14 protein-coding genes are annotated in these 17,597 nt (G+C 69.8%); 7 read left to right on the top strand and 7 right to left on the bottom strand.

Annotation, left to right across the window (positions count from 1 at the left end; translation table 11 throughout):
- Positions 1-35 precede the first annotated feature (35 nt).
- Positions 36-4,697, bottom strand: coding sequence for an ATP-dependent helicase (locus V7Z82_RS09620; protein ID WP_334150666.1), 4,662 nt, complete (start codon positions 4,695-4,697; stop codon positions 36-38).
- Between the two features lie 206 nt (positions 4,698-4,903).
- Here V7Z82_RS09620 and V7Z82_RS09615 point away from each other — a divergent pair, with 206 nt between their 5' ends.
- Genes V7Z82_RS09615 through V7Z82_RS09605 form a run of 3 tightly spaced genes read left to right on the top strand, consistent with a single transcriptional unit; the run spans position 4,904 to position 7,614 of the window.
- Positions 4,904-5,656 (top strand): DUF998 domain-containing protein, encoded by a 753-nt coding sequence (locus tag V7Z82_RS09615; protein WP_334150662.1) that lies wholly within the window; start codon positions 4,904-4,906, stop codon positions 5,654-5,656.
- Between the two features lie 36 nt (positions 5,657-5,692).
- Positions 5,693-6,958, top strand: a complete 1,266-nt coding sequence (locus V7Z82_RS09610) for a sensor histidine kinase (RefSeq protein ID WP_334150658.1) — start codon at positions 5,693-5,695, stop codon at positions 6,956-6,958.
- Positions 6,955-7,614, top strand: a complete 660-nt coding sequence (locus tag V7Z82_RS09605) for a response regulator transcription factor (RefSeq protein WP_334150656.1) — start codon at positions 6,955-6,957, stop codon at positions 7,612-7,614. Before V7Z82_RS09610 ends, V7Z82_RS09605 begins: the two co-directional genes overlap by 4 nt.
- A 9-nt stretch (positions 7,615-7,623) precedes the next feature.
- Here the strand turns inward: V7Z82_RS09605 and V7Z82_RS09600 are convergent, their stop codons facing one another.
- Both V7Z82_RS09600 and V7Z82_RS09595 read right to left on the bottom strand, forming a co-directional pair.
- A complete protein-coding gene (locus tag V7Z82_RS09600; protein ID WP_334150653.1) occupies positions 7,624-9,276 on the bottom strand; it encodes an ABC-F family ATP-binding cassette domain-containing protein in 1,653 nt (550 codons plus the stop codon).
- Between the two features lie 301 nt (positions 9,277-9,577).
- Positions 9,578-10,234, bottom strand: coding sequence for an alpha/beta hydrolase (locus V7Z82_RS09595; RefSeq protein ID WP_334150651.1), 657 nt, complete (start codon positions 10,232-10,234; stop codon positions 9,578-9,580).
- A gap of 73 nt (positions 10,235-10,307) precedes the next feature.
- On the opposite strand from V7Z82_RS09595, the gene V7Z82_RS09590 reads away from it, so the two are divergent.
- The gene (locus tag V7Z82_RS09590) at positions 10,308-10,910 is read left to right on the top strand and encodes a DUF4916 domain-containing protein (RefSeq protein ID WP_334150648.1); all 603 of its coding nucleotides are present in this window, start codon (positions 10,308-10,310) and stop codon (positions 10,908-10,910) included.
- A gap of 9 nt (positions 10,911-10,919) precedes the next feature.
- Here the strand turns inward: V7Z82_RS09590 and V7Z82_RS09585 are convergent, their stop codons facing one another.
- Both V7Z82_RS09585 and V7Z82_RS09580 read right to left on the bottom strand, forming a co-directional pair.
- A complete protein-coding gene (locus V7Z82_RS09585) occupies positions 10,920-11,660 on the bottom strand; it encodes a tyrosine-protein phosphatase (protein WP_334150645.1) in 741 nt (246 codons plus the stop codon).
- Between the two features lie 12 nt (positions 11,661-11,672).
- Positions 11,673-12,740, bottom strand: a complete 1,068-nt coding sequence (locus tag V7Z82_RS09580) for a threonine aldolase family protein (protein WP_334150643.1) — start codon at positions 12,738-12,740, stop codon at positions 11,673-11,675.
- A gap of 200 nt (positions 12,741-12,940) precedes the next feature.
- Between V7Z82_RS09580 and V7Z82_RS09575 the strand changes: the two genes are divergently transcribed.
- Positions 12,941-14,419, top strand: coding sequence for an MFS transporter (locus tag V7Z82_RS09575; RefSeq protein WP_334150640.1), 1,479 nt, complete (start codon positions 12,941-12,943; stop codon positions 14,417-14,419).
- A gap of 80 nt (positions 14,420-14,499) precedes the next feature.
- On the opposite strand, the gene V7Z82_RS09570 is transcribed toward V7Z82_RS09575, so the two are convergent.
- Positions 14,500-15,156 carry an SDR family NAD(P)-dependent oxidoreductase gene (locus tag V7Z82_RS09570; protein ID WP_334150638.1) on the bottom strand — a complete coding sequence of 219 codons (657 nt, stop codon included), beginning with the start codon at positions 15,154-15,156 and terminating at the stop codon, positions 14,500-14,502.
- Positions 15,157-15,274: 118 nt separating this feature from the next.
- Entirely contained in the window at positions 15,275-16,741 is a 1,467-nt protein-coding gene (locus V7Z82_RS09565; protein ID WP_334150636.1) for a DUF6421 family protein, read from the bottom strand.
- Positions 16,742-16,813: 72 nt separating this feature from the next.
- Between V7Z82_RS09565 and V7Z82_RS09560 the strand changes: the two genes are divergently transcribed.
- Both V7Z82_RS09560 and V7Z82_RS09555 read left to right on the top strand, forming a co-directional pair.
- Complete coding sequence (locus V7Z82_RS09560) at positions 16,814-17,263, top strand: Lrp/AsnC family transcriptional regulator (protein ID WP_334150633.1); 450 nt, start codon at positions 16,814-16,816, stop codon at positions 17,261-17,263.
- A 42-nt stretch (positions 17,264-17,305) separates the two neighbouring features.
- Positions 17,306-17,596, top strand: a complete 291-nt coding sequence (locus tag V7Z82_RS09555; protein WP_334150631.1) for a DUF4287 domain-containing protein — start codon at positions 17,306-17,308, stop codon at positions 17,594-17,596.
- Position 17,597 lies beyond the last annotated feature (1 nt).

The following is a 17,597-nucleotide window of genomic DNA, read 5'->3' as shown; positions in this document are numbered from 1 at the left end:
CGATCGCCGGTGGGATGTGCGGATGCGGTTCGGCATCACACCGCCTTCCGCATCGTGTACCCGCGCGGCGTGGCCACGAACCCGGCCTCCTGCAGCGCGAGCGCGAGCTCGGTGCCGTACACGCCCTCACCGTTGACCTTCTCGACGGTGAGCGTGTCGAGTCTGCGAGCGCGTACGGTCGCAGCGAGGTCGGTCGTTGCGGCGCGGAGGATGTCGCCGTCGTCGCTGAACGACAGCACCGTTCGTCCACCGCGTTCGAGCGAGAGGACGAGGGAACCGTCGACGAGCACGACCAGCCCGCCGGCCTTCCGGCCAGGACGGTGCGAGACATCGAGCTTGGGCCAGCCGAGCGCGGCGCCGTAGGGGTTCGCCGGGTCGGTCGCGGCGAGCGTGACGGCATGCCGGGGCGGCGGGTCTGCGAGCCCGGCGAAGGTGCGCAGGCGGTCGACGGTGGCGGATGCCGCGAACTGGGCGGCGCCGAGCTTCTCGATCACGTAGCCGCGACGGCAGTGCCCAGCCTCTTCGAAGCCGGCGAGCACTCGATACGCCTGTGCGAAGCCGCCCGGCACACCCTCGGACTGCACCGCTCCTCGCGTCACGACGCCGTAGCGATCGAGCAGCAGCCCAGCGGTCACGGTGGCCCGTCGAGCCGGATCGGACTCGACCTCCGGCAGCAGCGACCAGCGTCCGCCGATCGCGGCCGGCCGCGGTGCTGTGCGCGTGAGCGACATGCCCCGATACGTGCGGGTGCGCGGCGCTTTGCGCTTCACCCGGTGCGCTTGCGAGCCGCCGGCCAGCAGCGAGCGGATGGGCGCGAAGGTGTCGTTCGTGACGTGTCCCGACCAGGTCAAAGACCAGAGGGCCTCCAGCACGGACTGCTCGTTCTCTGCCGCTGTCATCTCCTTGAGCTGCCCGGCGAAGAATGCGCCGCCCACCTGCAGCGCCGCGATGATCTTCGCCTCGAGCGAGTCGGCGCCGATCTCGGCATCCGGATCGGGGAGCGTGAACGGTGCGAGATCCGCCGGATGCAGTGACACCCAGCCATCGCGACCGGGAAGCGTGCCGTGTCCTGACCAGATGACCTCGCCGGCGGCGGTGAGCTCGTCCAGCATCCCAGGAGCGTAGTCACGCACCCGCGACGGCAGCACCAGCGATTCCCAGGCGCTCGCCGGGATCGGCACCCCGGCGAACTGCTCGATCACGCTCATGACCCCGTCGAGTCCTTCGAGCGGCCGTCGCAGGTGCTGCCAGTCGGGCAGGAACCGCGCATACGCCTCGGGGGAGACCGGCTCGACGCTGCCCCGGATCGCCGCGAGCGAGCGCATGCGCAGGCGCCGGAGCACCTCGGTGTCGCACCACTCGATGTCGTCAGCGGAACCGGCGGCCTCGGGCAGGAAGTAGCCGCTCGTGAGGCGGCCGGCGTTGTCGAGCCGCTGCAGGGTGTGGCGCGCCACCGCAGCGCCGATGCCGAAGCGGGTCGCGATCGCATCGGTCGTGAACGGACCGTGCGTGCGGGCGTATCGGGCGACGAGGTCGCCGAGCGGATCGGCGAGCGGTTCGAGGAAGGCGACCGGGATGCCGGTCGGGAGCGCTGCGCCGAGCGCATCGCGCAGGCGTCCGGCATCCTCGATCGCGGCGATGCGCGTGACGCCCGCGATCGTCACGGGGATCGCGCGCCGAGCCGTCACGAGCGCGTCGAGGTGGGCGGCCGCAGTCGCCTCGGAGGCGGGCGCAGCCGGGGCGTCCGCATCGGCATCGGTCTCGGTGTCTGCGGAGAGCCGCGCTGCGACCTCGACGGCGTCCAGCGGTCCGAGCATCCGGAGCAGATCCGCGACGCCCTCGAGACCTCTGGCGCGGCGCTCCGGATCGAGTCGCTGGGCCTCGCGCTCGAACTGGGCGATGATCGCGGGGTCGAGGAGCTCGCGCAGCTCGACCGTGCCGAGCAGCTCGCCGAGCAGGGCGGGGTCGACCGAGAGCGCGGCGGCACGACGTTCGGCCAACGGCGAGTCGCCCTCGTACATGAATGCGCCGACATACCCGAAGAGCAGATCGCGGGCGTATGGCGACGGCTGGCCCGGCTGCGTCTCGACGAGCCTGATGCGCCGGTCGGCGATGGATGTGGCGAGTTTCCGGAGCGAAGGCAGGTCGTAGACGTCCTGCAGCACTTCGCGGAGCGTCTCGAGGATCACCGGGAAGGTCGGATGCCGCCGCGCGACCTCGAGCAGCTGGGCCGAGCGCTGGCGCTGCTGCCACAGCGGCGACCGCCGATTCGGATTCGTGCGGGGCATGAGGAGCGCCCGCGCCGCACACTCGCGGAACCGTGAGGCGAACAGTGCCGAGCCGCCGACCTCCTCGGTGACGAGACGCTCGAGCTCGTCCGGGTCGAACACGAACAGTTCCGCGCCCGGCGGCTCCGCTTCGGCATCAGGGATGCGCACGATGATGCCGTCGTCGCTCGCGACTGCGGAGCCCTCGACGCCGAGCCGCTCGCGGACCCTCGCATTGATCGCGAGCGCCCATGGTGCGTGCACCTTCATGCCGTATGGGGAATGCAGGATGACCCGCCAGTCGCCGACCTCGTCACGGCCTCGCTCGACCGTCAGCGTCCGGTCGGTCGGCAGTGTGCCGGTCGCCTCGCGCTGCTCCGTGAGATGGGCCATCAGATTGCCCCTGGCCTGCTCGTCGAGCCCAGCCTCGATGAGTCGCTGCGCGGCCTTCTCGGGTGTGGCGGTCGAGATCTCGCGCGAGAACTTCCCCAGCGCCTCGCCCAGCTCGAACGGGCGGCCGATGCCATCGCCGTGCCAGAACGGCACCTTGCCCGGCTGTCCATACGCGGGGATCACGTTCACGCGGTCATGGGTGATCTCGGCGATCCGCCAACTCGTGGTGCCGAGCGTGAACACATCGCCGACCCGGGACTCGTAGACCATCTCCTCGTCGAGCTCGCCGACCCGGCGCCCTGCACCCTCGCCGGCGACGAAGACGCCGAACAGGCCGCGGTCGGGGATCGTGCCGCCGCTGGTCACGGCGATGCGCTGGGCGCCGGGGCGTCCGGTCAGGGTGCCGGCGTCGCGGTCCCACACGAGACGCGGTCGCAGCTCGGCGAACTCGTCGGAGGGGTAGCGGCCGGCGAGCAGATCGAGCGTCGCCTCGTACGCAGAGCGGGGGAGCGCCTGGAACGGAGCCGACCTGCGGACCGTCTCGAACCACTCCTCGACGCTGATCGCGCCGAGCGCGCTCGCGGCGACCGTCTGCTGAGCCAGGATGTCGAGCGGATTGCGCGGCACCTGGATGGCCTCGATCTTGCCCGCCAGCATCCGCTCCGTGACGATCGCCGTGTGCAGCACGTCGCCCCGATGCTTGGGGAACAGGGCCGCGCGGCTGATCTCGCCGACCTGGTGACCGGCGCGACCGACGCGTTGCAGACCGGATGCCGCCGACGGCGGGGCCTCGACCTGGATCACGAGATCGACGGCACCCATGTCGATGCCGAGCTCGAGGCTGCTCGTCGCGACGACGCAGCGCAGCACTCCCGACTTGAGCTCTTCCTCGACGAGCGCGCGCTGCTCCTTCGACACGGAACCGTGGTGCGCCTTCGCGAGCACCGGATCGGCACCGGCGGTCGATCCCGCCTGCGCCATCATCGCGGCCGGCACGGTCGCATCCGGGACTGGCACCCCGATGCGTTCGGAGTAGATCTCGTTGAGTCGACCGGTCAGTCGCTCGGCGAGGCGGCGGGAGTTCGAGAACACGATCGTCGAGTTGTTCTGCAGGATGCGGTCGACGATCGCCTCCTCGACATGCGGCCAGACGGAACCGGTGACCTCCGTGTACTCGGCGTCCTCCGTCGGCTGGGTCCCTGCGCCTGTCGGAGGACCGGGCGGCGGCGGCGGATTCGTCATGTCGTCCATCGGCACGACGACGGAGAGCTCGAAGGTCTTGGAGGCAGGCGGCGCCACGATCTCGACCGGCGCCGAGCCGCCGAGGAACCGGGCGACCTCGTCGATCGGGCGCACGGTCGCCGAGAGTCCGATGCGCTGGGCGGCCTTGAAATCGCTGGATCCTTGAGCCGCGTGCGAGGCGCGGAGGGCGTCGAGGCGTTCCAAGCTCACCGCGAGATGCGCTCCGCGCTTGGTGGCCGCCACCGCGTGCACCTCGTCGATGATCACGGTGTGCACGTCGCGCAGGGTCTCACCGGCGCGACTGGTGAGCATCAGGTACAGCGACTCGGGCGTCGTGATGAGGATGTCGGGCGGATCGGAGACGAGCTTGCGCCGATCGCTCGAAGTGGTGTCGCCGGAGCGCACGCCCACCGTGACGGATGGAGCGGCGAGCCCGAGGCGCCTGGCGGACTGGCCGATGCCGATGAGCGGCGAGCGCAGGTTGCGCTCGACGTCGACGCCGAGGGCCTTGAGCGGAGAGATGTAGAGGATGCGGGTGCGCGATGCATCCTTCTCGCGCTTCTCGGACTTCGACGGCGTTTCCTCCACCTGGTCGAGGCGCTCTCGGAACACGCTGTCGATCGCCCAGAGGAAGGCCGACAGCGTCTTGCCGGACCCGGTCGGCGCCACGACCAGTGCGTGCTTGCCGGCCGAGATGGCGTCCCACGCCCCGGCCTGGGCCGGCGTGGGCGCGGGGAACGCCCCCCGGAACCAGTCCTGCGTCGCGGGGGTGAAGCGGTCGAGCACATCGCTCATCCCTCCATCTTGGTCGAGGCCTCGGACATCGGGGCCGCCGCAGACCCCGAACTCGCCCACACGGGGCGATGCGGAGCCGGCGCACCTCGGCAGGCGACACCGCGATTCGACCGGGCGCGGCGGGGTCATCCTCAAGTACGACGGGGGCCTGAGAAGGGCATCGCAGGCCGATTCTGCGGAGGGGTCTCCGCTCATACCTTCGCGATATGCCCTTCACCGCGACCGCATCAGCAGCCATCTCGCCCGCCCGATTCCTCTCTCGTACAGCCGCCGCGATCGGCGGCAGCGTGCTTGTCGGCGTCGCGCTCACGATCATCTGGAGCGCCCGACTGACCACCGACCGGACGCTCTACGTCAGCGGCCTCGGTGCCGACGGCGAGCCGACCGCCGCCGCGTTCGAGCTCGCGCTGCTGCTCCTCGTCGCCGGAGGCTTCGCCGTCGCCTGGGCGGCGCGAGGGCTGCGTTCCACCCTGCCGTGGCTCAGCGCGTGGTCGCCGTCGCTGTCCGTCGCGATCGCCTCGTCGCTGTTCCTGCTCGCCTCGCAGGTGCCGTGCACCTCGGGCTGCCCGCTCCCCGTCGGACCCACCTTCACCTGGCAGGACCTCATCCACACGACCGCTGCGGTGCTCGCCTTCGCGCTCGCCGCCATCGCGATGCTGCAGGTCTCCTTCGTCGAGGGGCGCCCGGTGCTGCGGCTGCTCTCGCTCGGCTCCGGGGTGTCGACCGCAGTCATCGCCGCAGCCGGCGGCATCCTCTCCCTGCTGCAGTACCGCACCGACATCGGCAGCATCCTCGAGCTCGTCGCCACCACGATCGGCATGGGCTGGCTCATGATCCTCGGGTTCGCGACAGCGCACGCATACGGATCCGCGCCCGTTCGGGAGCACGCGCCCGAGGTCATCGAGCACGAACCGATCAGCCCGGTCGCCGAGAAGCGCTCGCTCGTCTCCGCACGGTGACGGCGCGGCGACGGATGCGGTGCGTAGAGTCGTTGCATGTCAGCCTCACCTCCTACCTCCGAGGCGACGGTGGAGCTGCCTCGGCCGGCCGGCGTCGTCCGCAGGTTCTGGAGCGGCCACCCCTGGCTCGTCGACGCGACGCTGGCCGGCGCCTATCTGATCATCGGTGCATTCCTGGCGGTGCTCACGCCGCTCTCGTCCGGCATCTGGTCGCCGAGCGTCGACATCATCGTGCCGTTGGTCGGCACGATCGTCGGCGCCGTCGCACTGCTGTTCCGGCGCCACCACCCCTGGGCCGCCCTGGCGGTGTTCGCCGCGCTCACGATCGTCTCGATCCTCGTCGACGTCGTCCCGGAGTCGCTCGGCGGCGCGCTCGCGGTCTACGCGCTCTTCGTGTACCGGTCGAATCGGAGCGGCTGGATCGGGTTCGGCATCCTGGCGATCGTCGCGGCCGTCCTCGCTCCGCTGCTCGACGCGATGCTCCGCGAACGCACGCCGTTCCTCCTCTCGCCGATCGGCCTCGTCTCGCTCGTGGTGCTGCTCATCGCCGCGCTCCTCGGGATCACCGTGGGTGACCGCCGGCGATACATCGGCGCGATCGTGGAGCGCGCGAATCAGCTCGCGCGGGAACGTGACCAGCAGGCCCGGCTCGCCACGCTCGCCGAGCGCGCACGGATCACCCGCGAGATCCACGATGTCGTGGCGCACAGCCTCTCGGTGATGGTGTCGCTGGCCGATGGCGCCGGCGCGCTGGCCGAGAAGGATCCGCAGCGCTCGAAGAACGCGATCGGGGAGATCGGAGAGGTCGGCAGGCAGTCCCTCACCGAGATGCGGCAGCTGCTCGGCGCGCTGGGCGACGATCCGCAGTCCGGCGACGATGCGTCCCCGCTGCGGCCGAATCCAGGACTCTCGGAGCTTCCTGCCCTCGAGGCCACGTTCCGGTCGGCCGGTCTGCCGGTGTCGATGCGAACACAGGGCACCCCGCCGTCGTCGCAGGGCCTGCAGAACGCGATCTACCGGATCGTGCAGGAAGCCCTCACCAACGCCTTGCGCTACGCCAGGGAGCCGCATGAGGTGCTGGTGCGACTGGACTTCACCGGCCAGGAGGTCGTGGTCGAGGTGACCGATGACGGTCGTCCCGGCCCGGCGGCCGCCTCGGTCGGATCGGGACGAGGGCTCATCGGCATCCGCGAGCGAGTACGGCTCTACGCCGGCACGGTCGAGGCCGGCCGGACGGATGCCGGCGGCTGGCGCCTGCGCGTCGTGATCCCGCAGCAGATCGAGCAGAAGGAGCAGCAATGACGACCCGGCCGATTCGAGTGCTCCTCGTCGACGACCACGAGCTGATCCGCCGAGGCATGCGAATGGTGTTCGACGCCGAAGCCGATGTGCATGTGGTCGGAGAGGCGGCATCCGGCGCCGAGGCAGTGCACCTGGCGAGCGAACTCGCGCCAGACGTGGTGCTGATGGACATCCGGATGCCGGAGATGGACGGCATCGAGGCGACGCGCCGCATCGTTCGCACGACGCCCTCGAGCCGCGTGCTCGTGCTCACGACCTTCGACCTCGACGAGTACGCGTTCGGCAGCCTGCGTGCCGGCGCGAGCGGGTTCCTGCTGAAGAACACGCCCCCGGCGCAGCTCATGGAGGCGATCCGTTCGATCGCTGGGGGTGACGCGCTGGTCTCCCCGCGCGTCACCCGGGCGATGCTCGACCTCTTCGCCGCGAAGCTGCCTCGCGAGACCGAACCCGACGAGGCCAAGGTGGGCGTGCTGACCGATCGGGAACAGGACGTCCTCCTCGCCATCGCCAAGGGGCTCAGCAACGCCGAGATCGGGGAGAGCCTCTTCGTGTCGGAATCGACCGTGAAGACGCACGTCGGACGCATCCTGCAGAAGCTCGATCTCCGCGACCGCGTGCAGGCCGTGATCTTCGCGTACGAGGCGGGGCTCGTCTGAGCCGGACGGTCACCCCACCTCCTGCAGGGTGCCGTCCGCTGAGATCTCGAGCGTGAGGTCGAGGTCGAGTCGCGCGAGGAACGCGTCGTCGTGGCTCACGATGAGCACCGCTCCCCGGTACGCGCGCAGCGCATCGACCAGCTGATCGACCGTGTCGAGGTCGAGATTGTTGGTCGGCTCATCGAGCACCACGAGGTGCGGTGCGGGGTCGGCGAGCAGCAGCGTCGCCAGCGCCACGCGGAACCGCTCGCCGCCCGAGAGCGCCGCCACCGGCCGGTCGGCGGTCGCGCCGCGGATCAGGAACCGGGCGAGCCGATTGCGCAGCTCCTTCTCCGGCACCTGCGGCGCGGCCACGGCGATGTTCTCGAACACCGACCGACGCTCGTCGAGACCGTCCACCCGCTGCGGCAGGTACCCGACCAGGTCGGTGTGTGCAACGGCCTGCAGCGGAGGGCGTGCAGGATCCGGCACATCCGGCTCGATTCCCGCTGCATCCTGCGCGCCGACATCGGCAGCACTCGCCACCAGGCGCCGCAGCAGGGTCGTCTTGCCGGCGCCGTTGCGCCCGATCAGCGCGACCCGCTCCGGACCCTGGACCACCCACGACCGTTCGCCGTCGCCGATCGTGGCGATGCGACGACTCCGAGAGACCTGCGGATCCGGCAGCTCGATCTTCATCGACGAGTCGGAGCGGATGCGGCGGCCGGCCTCGTCACGTGCGGCGCGTGCAGCATCCTCCTTCGCCCCGACCTCGGTGCGCAGCTTGCCGGCCGACACCTCGGCGGCCATCTTGCGGCCGTGCGCGACGATCTTCGGCACGCGTTTCTCGATCTCGGCCTTCTTCGCGGTGCGCGAGCGGTGCGCGAGCTTGGTCTCGGCCTCGATCCGCTGCCGCTTCTCCTTGCGGAGCGTCTGCGCCGCGGTGACCTCGGCCTGCTTCGCGGCATCCTGTTCGGCATCCAGCCAGGCGCGCCACTCGGAGTACGGTCCGCCGAACACGCTCAGGCTGTGGGCATAGAGCTCAGCGGTGTCGTCCATCAGCTCCAGCAGCGACACGTCGTGGCTGACCACGATGAGTGTGCCGTTCCACGCGGTGACCATCGCGGCGAGCCTCGCTCTGGCATCGCGGTCGAGGTTGTTGGTTGGCTCGTCGAGCAGCGTGATGGGAGCGCGACGAAGGCGGATGCCGGCGATCGCCACCAGCACGGCCTCGCCGCCCGACAGCTCGCCGACGCGACGGTCGAGGAACTCGGGGGCGAGTCCGGCCTCGGCGAGCGACGCCTCCGCCCTCGCCTCGATGTCCCAGTCGTCACCGACCGCGTCGAAGTGCGCCGGGTCGACGTCGCCGGCGGTGATCGCCCGCACGGCATCGAGGGCCGTCGCGACCCCGAGCAGCTCGGCGACGCGACGATCGACGTCGAGCGTGAGCTGCTGGGGGAGGTACGCGACGTCGCCGGTCGCGTGCACGATGCCGGCGGTGGGCTCGAGCGCGCCGGCGATCAGGCGCAGCAGCGTGGACTTGCCAGAGCCGTTGCGACCGACCAGCCCGGTGCGGCCGGCGCCGAAGGAGCCGGACACCTCGCTGAGCGCGGTCGATCCGTCGGGCCAGGTGAAGGTGAGGCGGTCGAGTGTGACCGATGCGTGCAGGGTCGGGGTTGACATGGGGTCTCCTGTCGAGTGCGAAGGGTGCACTGACACCGGACCTCGGTCACGAGCCGTGAAGGGTCGAGCGGAGGCGGATTGTCCACGAGAAGCGGGACGGTCCCAGAACGGGATGGGTCCCTGAGAGGGGCGCTCCCTGGAATGGGATGGGTCCCTGAGCCTGTCGAAGGGTCGTCGGGTCAGCGCGCTGAAAGAGGGGCGCGGAGGCGACGGATCAGATCAAAGGACTTCCAGACACGGCGGACAGGACTCCACGACGATACCCGGGCGTGTCGAGCACCGCAACCCCCGGGCGTGTCGGCTACGCCTGCTCGATCCCGTCGACCCACTTCGTCAGGAACAGCCGCACATCGGCGAGCTCGTCCTCCGAGATGCTGTGCGTGAGGCCGGGGTACACCCGGCCGGAGAGCTCGGAATGGTCGGGAAGCCACTGCGCCGTGTGGTCGATCAGCGCGGGCGGGATGACATCGTCGTGCGAGCCGCGCCCCCAGAAGACGGCCGGCCGCAGTTCGCGCAGATCCTCGTCGCGGGGGAGTGCACCGGCGGCCGCATAGCCGCTCAACGCGACCACGGAGCCGAACCGCTCGGGATCGAGTCGAAGGGCCTGCAGCGCGACGGCCGCACCCTGCGAGAAGCCGAGCAGGGCCACAGAGGATGCGCCGACGGATGCCGCGTCGAGCCAGCGGAGGAACGCCTGCGCTGCGGTCGTCACCGCTTCGGGGCTGCGACCGTCGAGCCCCTCGCTCGCATACCAGGAGCGGCCCGGCATGGGCCACGGCGGGGCGAGCGGTGCGGCGACCGATGCCACGGCGATGCCCTCGGGCAGGTACGGCACGAGTCCGAACAGGTCGTGCTCGTCGGCGCCGTATCCGTGCAGCAGTACGAGCAGCGGCATCCCGTCGCGCTGGTCGGTGGACCAACGTGTCGCGGTGTCGTCGATCGTCAGGTGCTCGCTCATGCGAACCAGTTTGCCAGTGGCCGCCGACGGGGGCACGGTGCCGGGGAGCAGGCGCGGCTGGTAGAAAGGACACATGGCCGTTCGCACACCTGATCCCGACCCTGAGCCCGACGACGGCCTCGGGGGATTCGGCGATGCGCAGCCGCCGTCCCGCGACGCGAATCCCGGCTGGTTGAGCGACTTCGAGTTGGAAGAGGCTCGGCGTCACCTGCCGATGCTCTACGTCGAGGCGATCCCGGTGCGCGTCGACGGCTCTGGCGTGGTCACCGAGATCGGCATCCTGCTCCGCTCCACGCCGATGGGCGAGATGACGCGCACGATCGTCTCCGGTCGCGTGCGCTTCGGCGAGACGATCCGCGACGCCCTGTTCCGTCACGTCGAGAACGACCTCGGCCCGATGGCCTTCCCGCTGCTGCCGCCGCAGCCGCTCCCGTTCACGGTCGCGGAGTACTTCCCGATCCCCGGCGTCAGCGCCTACCACGACGATCGGCAGCACGCGGTGTCGCTGGCCTTCGTCGTGCCCGTCACAGGCACCTGCGAACCTCGTCAGGACGCGCTCGAGGTCACCTGGTTCTCGGCTGAGGCAGCAGGGTCGGACGCCGTCGCCGCCGAGATGGAAGGCGGCCGAGGCACGCTCATCCGCCTGGCACTGGCGAACCTGGGTCTGCTGCGCTGACGCGCGCTCTCACCTTCGCAAGCGTGCAGTGAGCGCGTCGAGATCGACGGCGGACACCCCGGCGTCCTCCAGGTACGTGCGCACGTCGAACGCCTCGATCCACTCGCGGAGGGCCGCCGCGCGGTCGGTGATGCGCTCCTCGATCTCCTCATCGGAATAAGCCGGTTCGACGTACCCGCCCTGATTCGGGTCGGGTGCCGCGGGGAGATCGCGGGCGTGGCGACGGCTCGCCTCCCGGAACGCTCGAGCGTAGTCGTCGATGATCGCGTCGACCTCGACGCCGGTGAGACGCAACAGCATCGCGGCCACCATCCCGGTGCGGTCACGACCGCCGGCGCAGTGCACGAGCATCGCCGCCGGTGCCGTCGCGATCGCGGCGAACACCGTGGCGAGCTTCTCCGGGTACATCCGCAGGTTGTCGGCGTAGCCACGGGGATGATCGAGCCAGGGACCGAGGACCTGCATGAATTCGGGATCGTCCGGGTCCTCGGTCGGGGCGTGGGTGATCACGATGCCGTCCGCGTGGTCCGCTGCCACGCTCGGGTCGGTCTCTCGCCGCCGTCGCTCCAGATCGTTGCGCAGATCGATCACCGTGCTGACACCAGAGCGCCGGAGATCTGCCCATCCGGCATCCGTCAGCGTCTCCGGTCGGCCCGATCGGTACACCCGTCCGACTGCGGTGACTCCACCGTCCGACAGCGGCAGTCCGCCGAGGTCTCGCAGGTTGAAGGCGCCGTCCCAGGCTGGCATCGGTGTTCGATCTCAGGCGCTGGTGAGGCGCGAGAGCTCCGTGACGAAGGCGTCGACGTCGTCTTCGTGCGTGTCGAAGCTGCACATCCAGCGGACCTCGTTGCGCGCGGCATCCCAGTCGTAGAAGCGGAATGACTCGCGCAGGCTGTCGGCGACGCCGTCGGGCAGCGTCGCGAAGAGGCCGTTCGACTGGGTCGGCTGCGTGAAGGCGACGCCGTTGATCGAGCCGTCGGCGATGCCTGCCTCGACCGCTGCGCGCAGGCGGGCGGCCATGGCGTTGGCGTGGCGGGCGTTGCGCAGCCACAGGTCGCCGTCGAGCAGCGCGATCAGCTGGGCCGACACGAAGCGCATCTTCGACGAGAGCTGCATGTTGAACTTGCGGGAGTAGATGAGTCCATCGGATGCCGCGGGGTTCAGCACCACGACGGCCTCGCCGAGCATGGCACCGTTCTTCGTGCCGCCGAAGCTGAGCACGTCGACGCCGGCATCGCGCGTGAACGCCGCGAGGGGGAGGTCGAGCGCGGCCGCAGCGTTCGACAGGCGCGCGCCGTCGAGGTGCAGCTTCATGCCGCGTTCGTGCGCGTGATCGGCGATCGTGCGGATCTCCTCGGCGGTGTAGAGGGTGCCGAGCTCGGTGGACTGCGTGATCGACACGACCAGCGGCTGCGCACGGTGCTCATCACCCCAGCCCCAGGCCTCGCGGTCGATGAGCTCGGGGGTGAGCTTGCCGTCGTCGGTCGGAACGGTGAGCAGCTTGAATCCGCCGATCTTCTCGGGGGCACCGCCCTCGTCGACGTTGATGTGCGCAGAGGAGGCCGCGATCACGGCACCCCAGCGCGGCAGCATCGACTGCAGGCCGGTGACGTTCGCTCCGGTCCCGTTGAACACCGGGAAGGCCTCCGCGCCCTCGCCGAAGTGCGTCCGGATGACCTCCTGCAGGCGTGCCGTGTAGGCGTCGCTGCCATACGCGCCCTGATGCCCGTCATTCGCCGTCGCGATGGCCGCGAGGACCTCGGGGTGGATGCCGGAGTAGTTGTCACTGGCGAAGCCCCGGATCGCGGGGTCATGCTGAATGGTCACCTCCCAAGCCTACGGCCCGGTGGCTGCCGCGGTGGCAGCCGGCGGAGGCCCGAGGTGGCTCTACGAATCGCGGAGGGACGGACGTATCGCGGATGGATCTCCGGGGAGTGGTCCGTCGATCGTGCACAGGCCCGCGATTCTTCCACCCCGGACCTCGGGAGGGGCTTCCGGATGTCGGAGGGGCGCTCTACCCTCGGAGCATGCAGCGCACCGCGGCGAAGACGGCCTTCGCGAATGTGCTCGTCAACACGTTGATCGCCAACGTGACCACGAGCTTCCTCTGGTTCGCGCTCACGTTCTGGGTGTACATCGAGACCCAGTCCGTGCTCGCCACCGGGATCATCGGCGGCGCCTACATGCTGATGGTCGCGTTCTTCGCGATGCTCTTCGGCACGATCGTCGACCGGCACCGCAAGCACACGGTCATGCTGCTCTCCAGTGTGATCTCGGCGGTCGCCTTCCTGCTCGCGGGCGTCGTCTACGTCTCGCAGCCTGAGCGCGCGCTGCTCGACCTCGGCGGCCCCTGGTTCTGGCTGTTCTCGGCCGTCATCCTGTTCGGCGGCGTGATCGAGCAGCTGCGCAACATCGCGCTCTCGACCACGGTCACCCTGCTCGTCGAAGAGGAGAAGCGCGCGAACGCGAACGGGCTCGTCGGCACCGTGCAGGGCCTTGCATTCCTCGTGACGAGCGTGTTCTCCGGCCTCTCGATCGGGTTCCTCGGGATGGGATGGACGCTCGCGATCGCGATCGTCGCGATGGTGCTGACCTTCGTGCACCTGCTGTTCATCCGCATCCCGGAGGGCACGCCGAAGGCCGACCCCGATGCGAAGAGCGCACTCGACTTCCGTGGGAGTGTTCGCGCGATCCGGCTCGCGCCCGGACTGTTCGCGCTGATCATCTTCTCGACGTTCAACAATCTGATCGGCGGCGTCTACATGGCGCTGATGGACCCGTACGGCCTGACGCTCTTCGACGCCCAGATGTGGGGCTTCGCGTTGGCGTTCGCGTCGACCGGTTTCCTGATCGGCGGCGGTCTCGTCGCGAAGTTCGGGCTCGGCAGGAAGCCGATGCGCACCATGCTGCTCGTCGTGATCGCGATGGGTCTGCTCGGCTCGGTCTTCATGCTGCGCGAGTGGTGGCCGCTGTACGTGCTCGGCATGTGGGTGTACATGGCGCTGGTGCCTCCGGTCGAGGCAGCGGAGCAGACCGTGATCCAGAAGGTGGTGCCGTTCGATCGGCAGGGGCGTGTGTTCGGCGTCGCCGCTGCGATGGAAGCGGCTGCCGCACCGATCACGGCGTTCCTGATCGCGCCGATCGCCGAGTTCCTGATCATCCCGTACATGAAGACGGCCGACGGTCAGCGGCAGTGGGGCTGGCTGCTCGGCGAAGGGGATGCCAGAGGCATCGCCCTGATCTGCCTGTTCGCGGGGCTCATCATGGTGGTCGTGGGCACGCTCGCGTTCTTCACGAAGTCGTACCGACGGCTCACCGAGCTCTACGCGCACGCGCCGGAGCAGCACATCGGCGGCCCCGGGGACGCTGAGGCGCTGAGCGCGGACGGGCACGACACGGACGGAAGCGACGCGGGCAGCACGGACGCGGACGGCGCCGACGCAGGCGCTCGCGGCAGCAGGACCGCCGATGCGCCGCCGATCGTTCCAGGGGCGTCTCAGCTCTGACGGCGGCGTCGCTCAGCTCTGACGGCGGCGTCGCTCAGCCGAGGACGACGGCACCGCTCAGCCGAGGACGACGGCGTCGCTCAGCCGAGGTCGAAGACCTGGTCGTTGAGGTCGGCCGCGTCGGTGTCCCAGAGCGCGGTGATGCGTGCGGCCAGAGCCTGCGCGTCGAGGGCTTTGGCGCGGAAGACGACGGATGCCGCGCGCAGCGGTTCCCCCGACTCTCGCGCGGCCTTCGCGAAGCCCTGTGCCACCGCGCGGGCCCATGCCTCGCTCGCGGCCTTCACCGCCGCATAGTTCGCTCCGCCGGCGAGCGGACGAGCGACCGCGGTCGACGACACGATCGCGAAGCGTCCGGCATCCGATGCCTGCAGCGCCGCATCGAAGGCGCGGCTCGTCGCACGCACCGCCTCGAGCGCGGGGAGCAGCGCGGCGAAGTCCTCATCCGACTGTCCGGCGAGGCCGCCGCCACCGCGCCATCCGCCCACGAGGGGCACGAGGGCATCGATGCGTCCGTATTCTGCGAGCAGTCGGGTCGACAGATCGATCATCGCTGCGAGGTCGGTTGCGTCGCTCTCGACCGTCTTCACGGCGGGGACCGCCGCAACGAGTTCGGCGAGGCGATCCGCAGAGCGTCCGGTCGCCACGACGGTGTGCCCGGCGTCGAGCAGCTGGCGAGCCAGCACGGCGCCGGTTGTTCCGCTGCCGCCCGCGAGCACGATCACCCGCGCCTCAGACATCGCCGAGCCACCCCTCTGTGTGCGAGCGGCCCCGGTATGTGACGCACACACGGGGGTGGTTCGATGCGAAGGGGGTGGCTCGGCGAAGGAGCGGGCTCATCTCAGTCGTCAGTGCCTCTCAGTCGTCAGTGCCGCGGATGCCGACGGTCGACTCGATGACCGGCTTCATCTTCTTGTCGAGCGCCTCGAAGAACATCGACAGCGGGAACTCGTCGTCCAGCACGGCGTCGGTGTAGCCCTTCGGGGCACCCGAGAGGATCTCGTCCGACAGGCCGCGTGCCCAGTTCGATGCCGGGTGCGGCGTCAGCACGCTGCGGACCAGGTCGTAGGCGGCGAGCCAGTGCGCCGTCTTCGGGCGGTCGATCGAGCGCCAGTAGAGCTCGTCGATCGCATCGCCCAGGGCGACGACCGCATCCGGCACGCCCTCCCAGTCGAAGGCGAGCGCCGTGTCGGTCCAGTGCAGCACGCCGCGCTGGTGCAGCCAGGCGAACAGCAGCTGTCCGCCGAGGCCGTCGTAGTTGCGGACGCGGGAGCCGGTGATCGCGAAGCGGAAGATCCGGTCGAAGATCACCGCGTACTGCACGAGCGGTGCGTGCTCGAGCATCTCCTGCTCGGAAGCTGTGAGGTCATCGCCGGCCTCGGCGCGTGCCGACAGCGTCCGCTGGATCTTGACCGACTCGCGGAACGCGGTCAGGTCGCAGCGCAGCTCTTCCAGCGAGTACAGGAAGAACGGCATCCGCTGCTTGATCATGAACGGGTCGAACGGCAGGTCGCCGCGCATGTGCGTGCGGTCATGGATGATGTCCCACATCACGAACGCGCGCTCGGTGAGCGCCTGGTCGTCGAGCATCGCCGCGGCGCGCTCCGGCAGCGCGAGCTTGGTGATCTCGGCGGCTGCGCGGGTGACGCGACGGTAACGGGCGGCTTCGCGGTCCTGGAAGATCGCGCCCCAGGTGAAGCTCGGGATCTCGCGCATCGCGACCGTCTCGGGGAACAGCACGGCCGAGTTCGTGTCGTAGCCGGGCGTGAAGTCGACGAGTCGCAGCGAGACGAACAGCGTGTTGCCGTAGTCGCCGGCCTCGAGCGCGCCGATGAACTCCGGCCAGATCGTCTCGACGATGAGCGCCTCGACCAGGCGGTCGCTCGAACCGTTCTGCGTGTACATCGGGAACACGACGAGGTGACGGATGCCGTCGATGCGATGCTGCTGCGGCTGGAAGGCCATGAGCGAGTCGAGGAAGTCCGGCACGCCGAAGTCCTCGGACGCCCAGCGGTCGAAGTCGACGACGGATGCAGCGAGGTACTCGGCGTCGTGCGGGAAGGCGGGGGCGAGCGCGCGGATGCCGGCGGTGATCGCGGCGACGAGCTCGGTGGCCTTCCGGTGGATGGCCGGGTCTGTCGCGGCCCCGGGGATCGAGCCGTCCTTGACCTGCAGCTCGCGGATCGCGATCGCGGCATCCTTCAGCTGCGCCCAGGCAGCGGACTGCTCGGCGCCCTTCGACAGGCTCAGGGAGCCGTCCTCGACGACCTCGGGTTCGCCGACGATGGCCTGTGCAGCGGAGCTGTTGGCGGAAATGATGGACATCGGGACCTCCGATCGCGCGGCATGCCGGAAATTTTCCGGTCATAACGGAATACTCACGATAATCTTACATCCATGGATGACTCTGTCGACCGTGCGATCGTCGCGGAGATCGCACGTGACGGGCGCGCGACGCTCTCCCACCTCTCGGATGCCGTCGGCCTCTCGGTCTCGGCAGTGCAGTCGCGGCTGCGGCGGCTCGAGGCCCGCGGTGTGATCACGGGCTACCGCGCGATCCTCAACCCCGAACTCGTCGGAACGCCGCTGTCGGCGTTCATCGAGATCACTCCGCTCGATCCCGCGCAGCCCGACAACGCTCCCGAGCTGCTGGAGCACCTCGACGCGATCGAGGCCTGCCACTCGATCGCCGGCGACGCCAGCTACATGCTCTTCGTCCGGGTCGCCTCGCCCCGTGCGCTCGAGGAGCTCGTGCGCGACATCCGGACCGCGGCGAACGTCAGCACCCGCACGACGGTCGTGCTGCAGACGTACTACGAGCACCGGCCCATCCTCCCGGTGGAGTAGCCTCACGAGCGAAACGCACACCTCACCTCGGCAGGAGACAGCATGTCGTTCCAGGCGTACCTCGACAAGGTCGAGACCCAGACCGGGCTCACCCCGCGCCAGTTCATCGCGCTCGCGAAGGAGCGGGGCTTCGACGAGACGACGAAGTCCACGGTCGTCCTGAACTGGCTCAAGGATGAGTACAGCCTGGGCCACGGTCACGCGCAGGCCATGGTGCACGTGATCCTCAAGGGACCGAAGATCAGCGACAAGCATGTCGGCGCGGGCGGTGCGCACGGCGATGCATCCGACACGCTGTGGCTCGACGGCAAGGACTCGAACCCGAACCCCTGAC

This window comes from Microbacterium sp. (assembly GCF_036823965.1).
Classification (GTDB): Bacteria; Actinomycetota; Actinomycetes; order Actinomycetales; family Microbacteriaceae; genus Microbacterium.
Note: the sequence above shows the minus strand (reverse complement) of the source record. Positions and strands in the feature narration are given on the sequence as shown.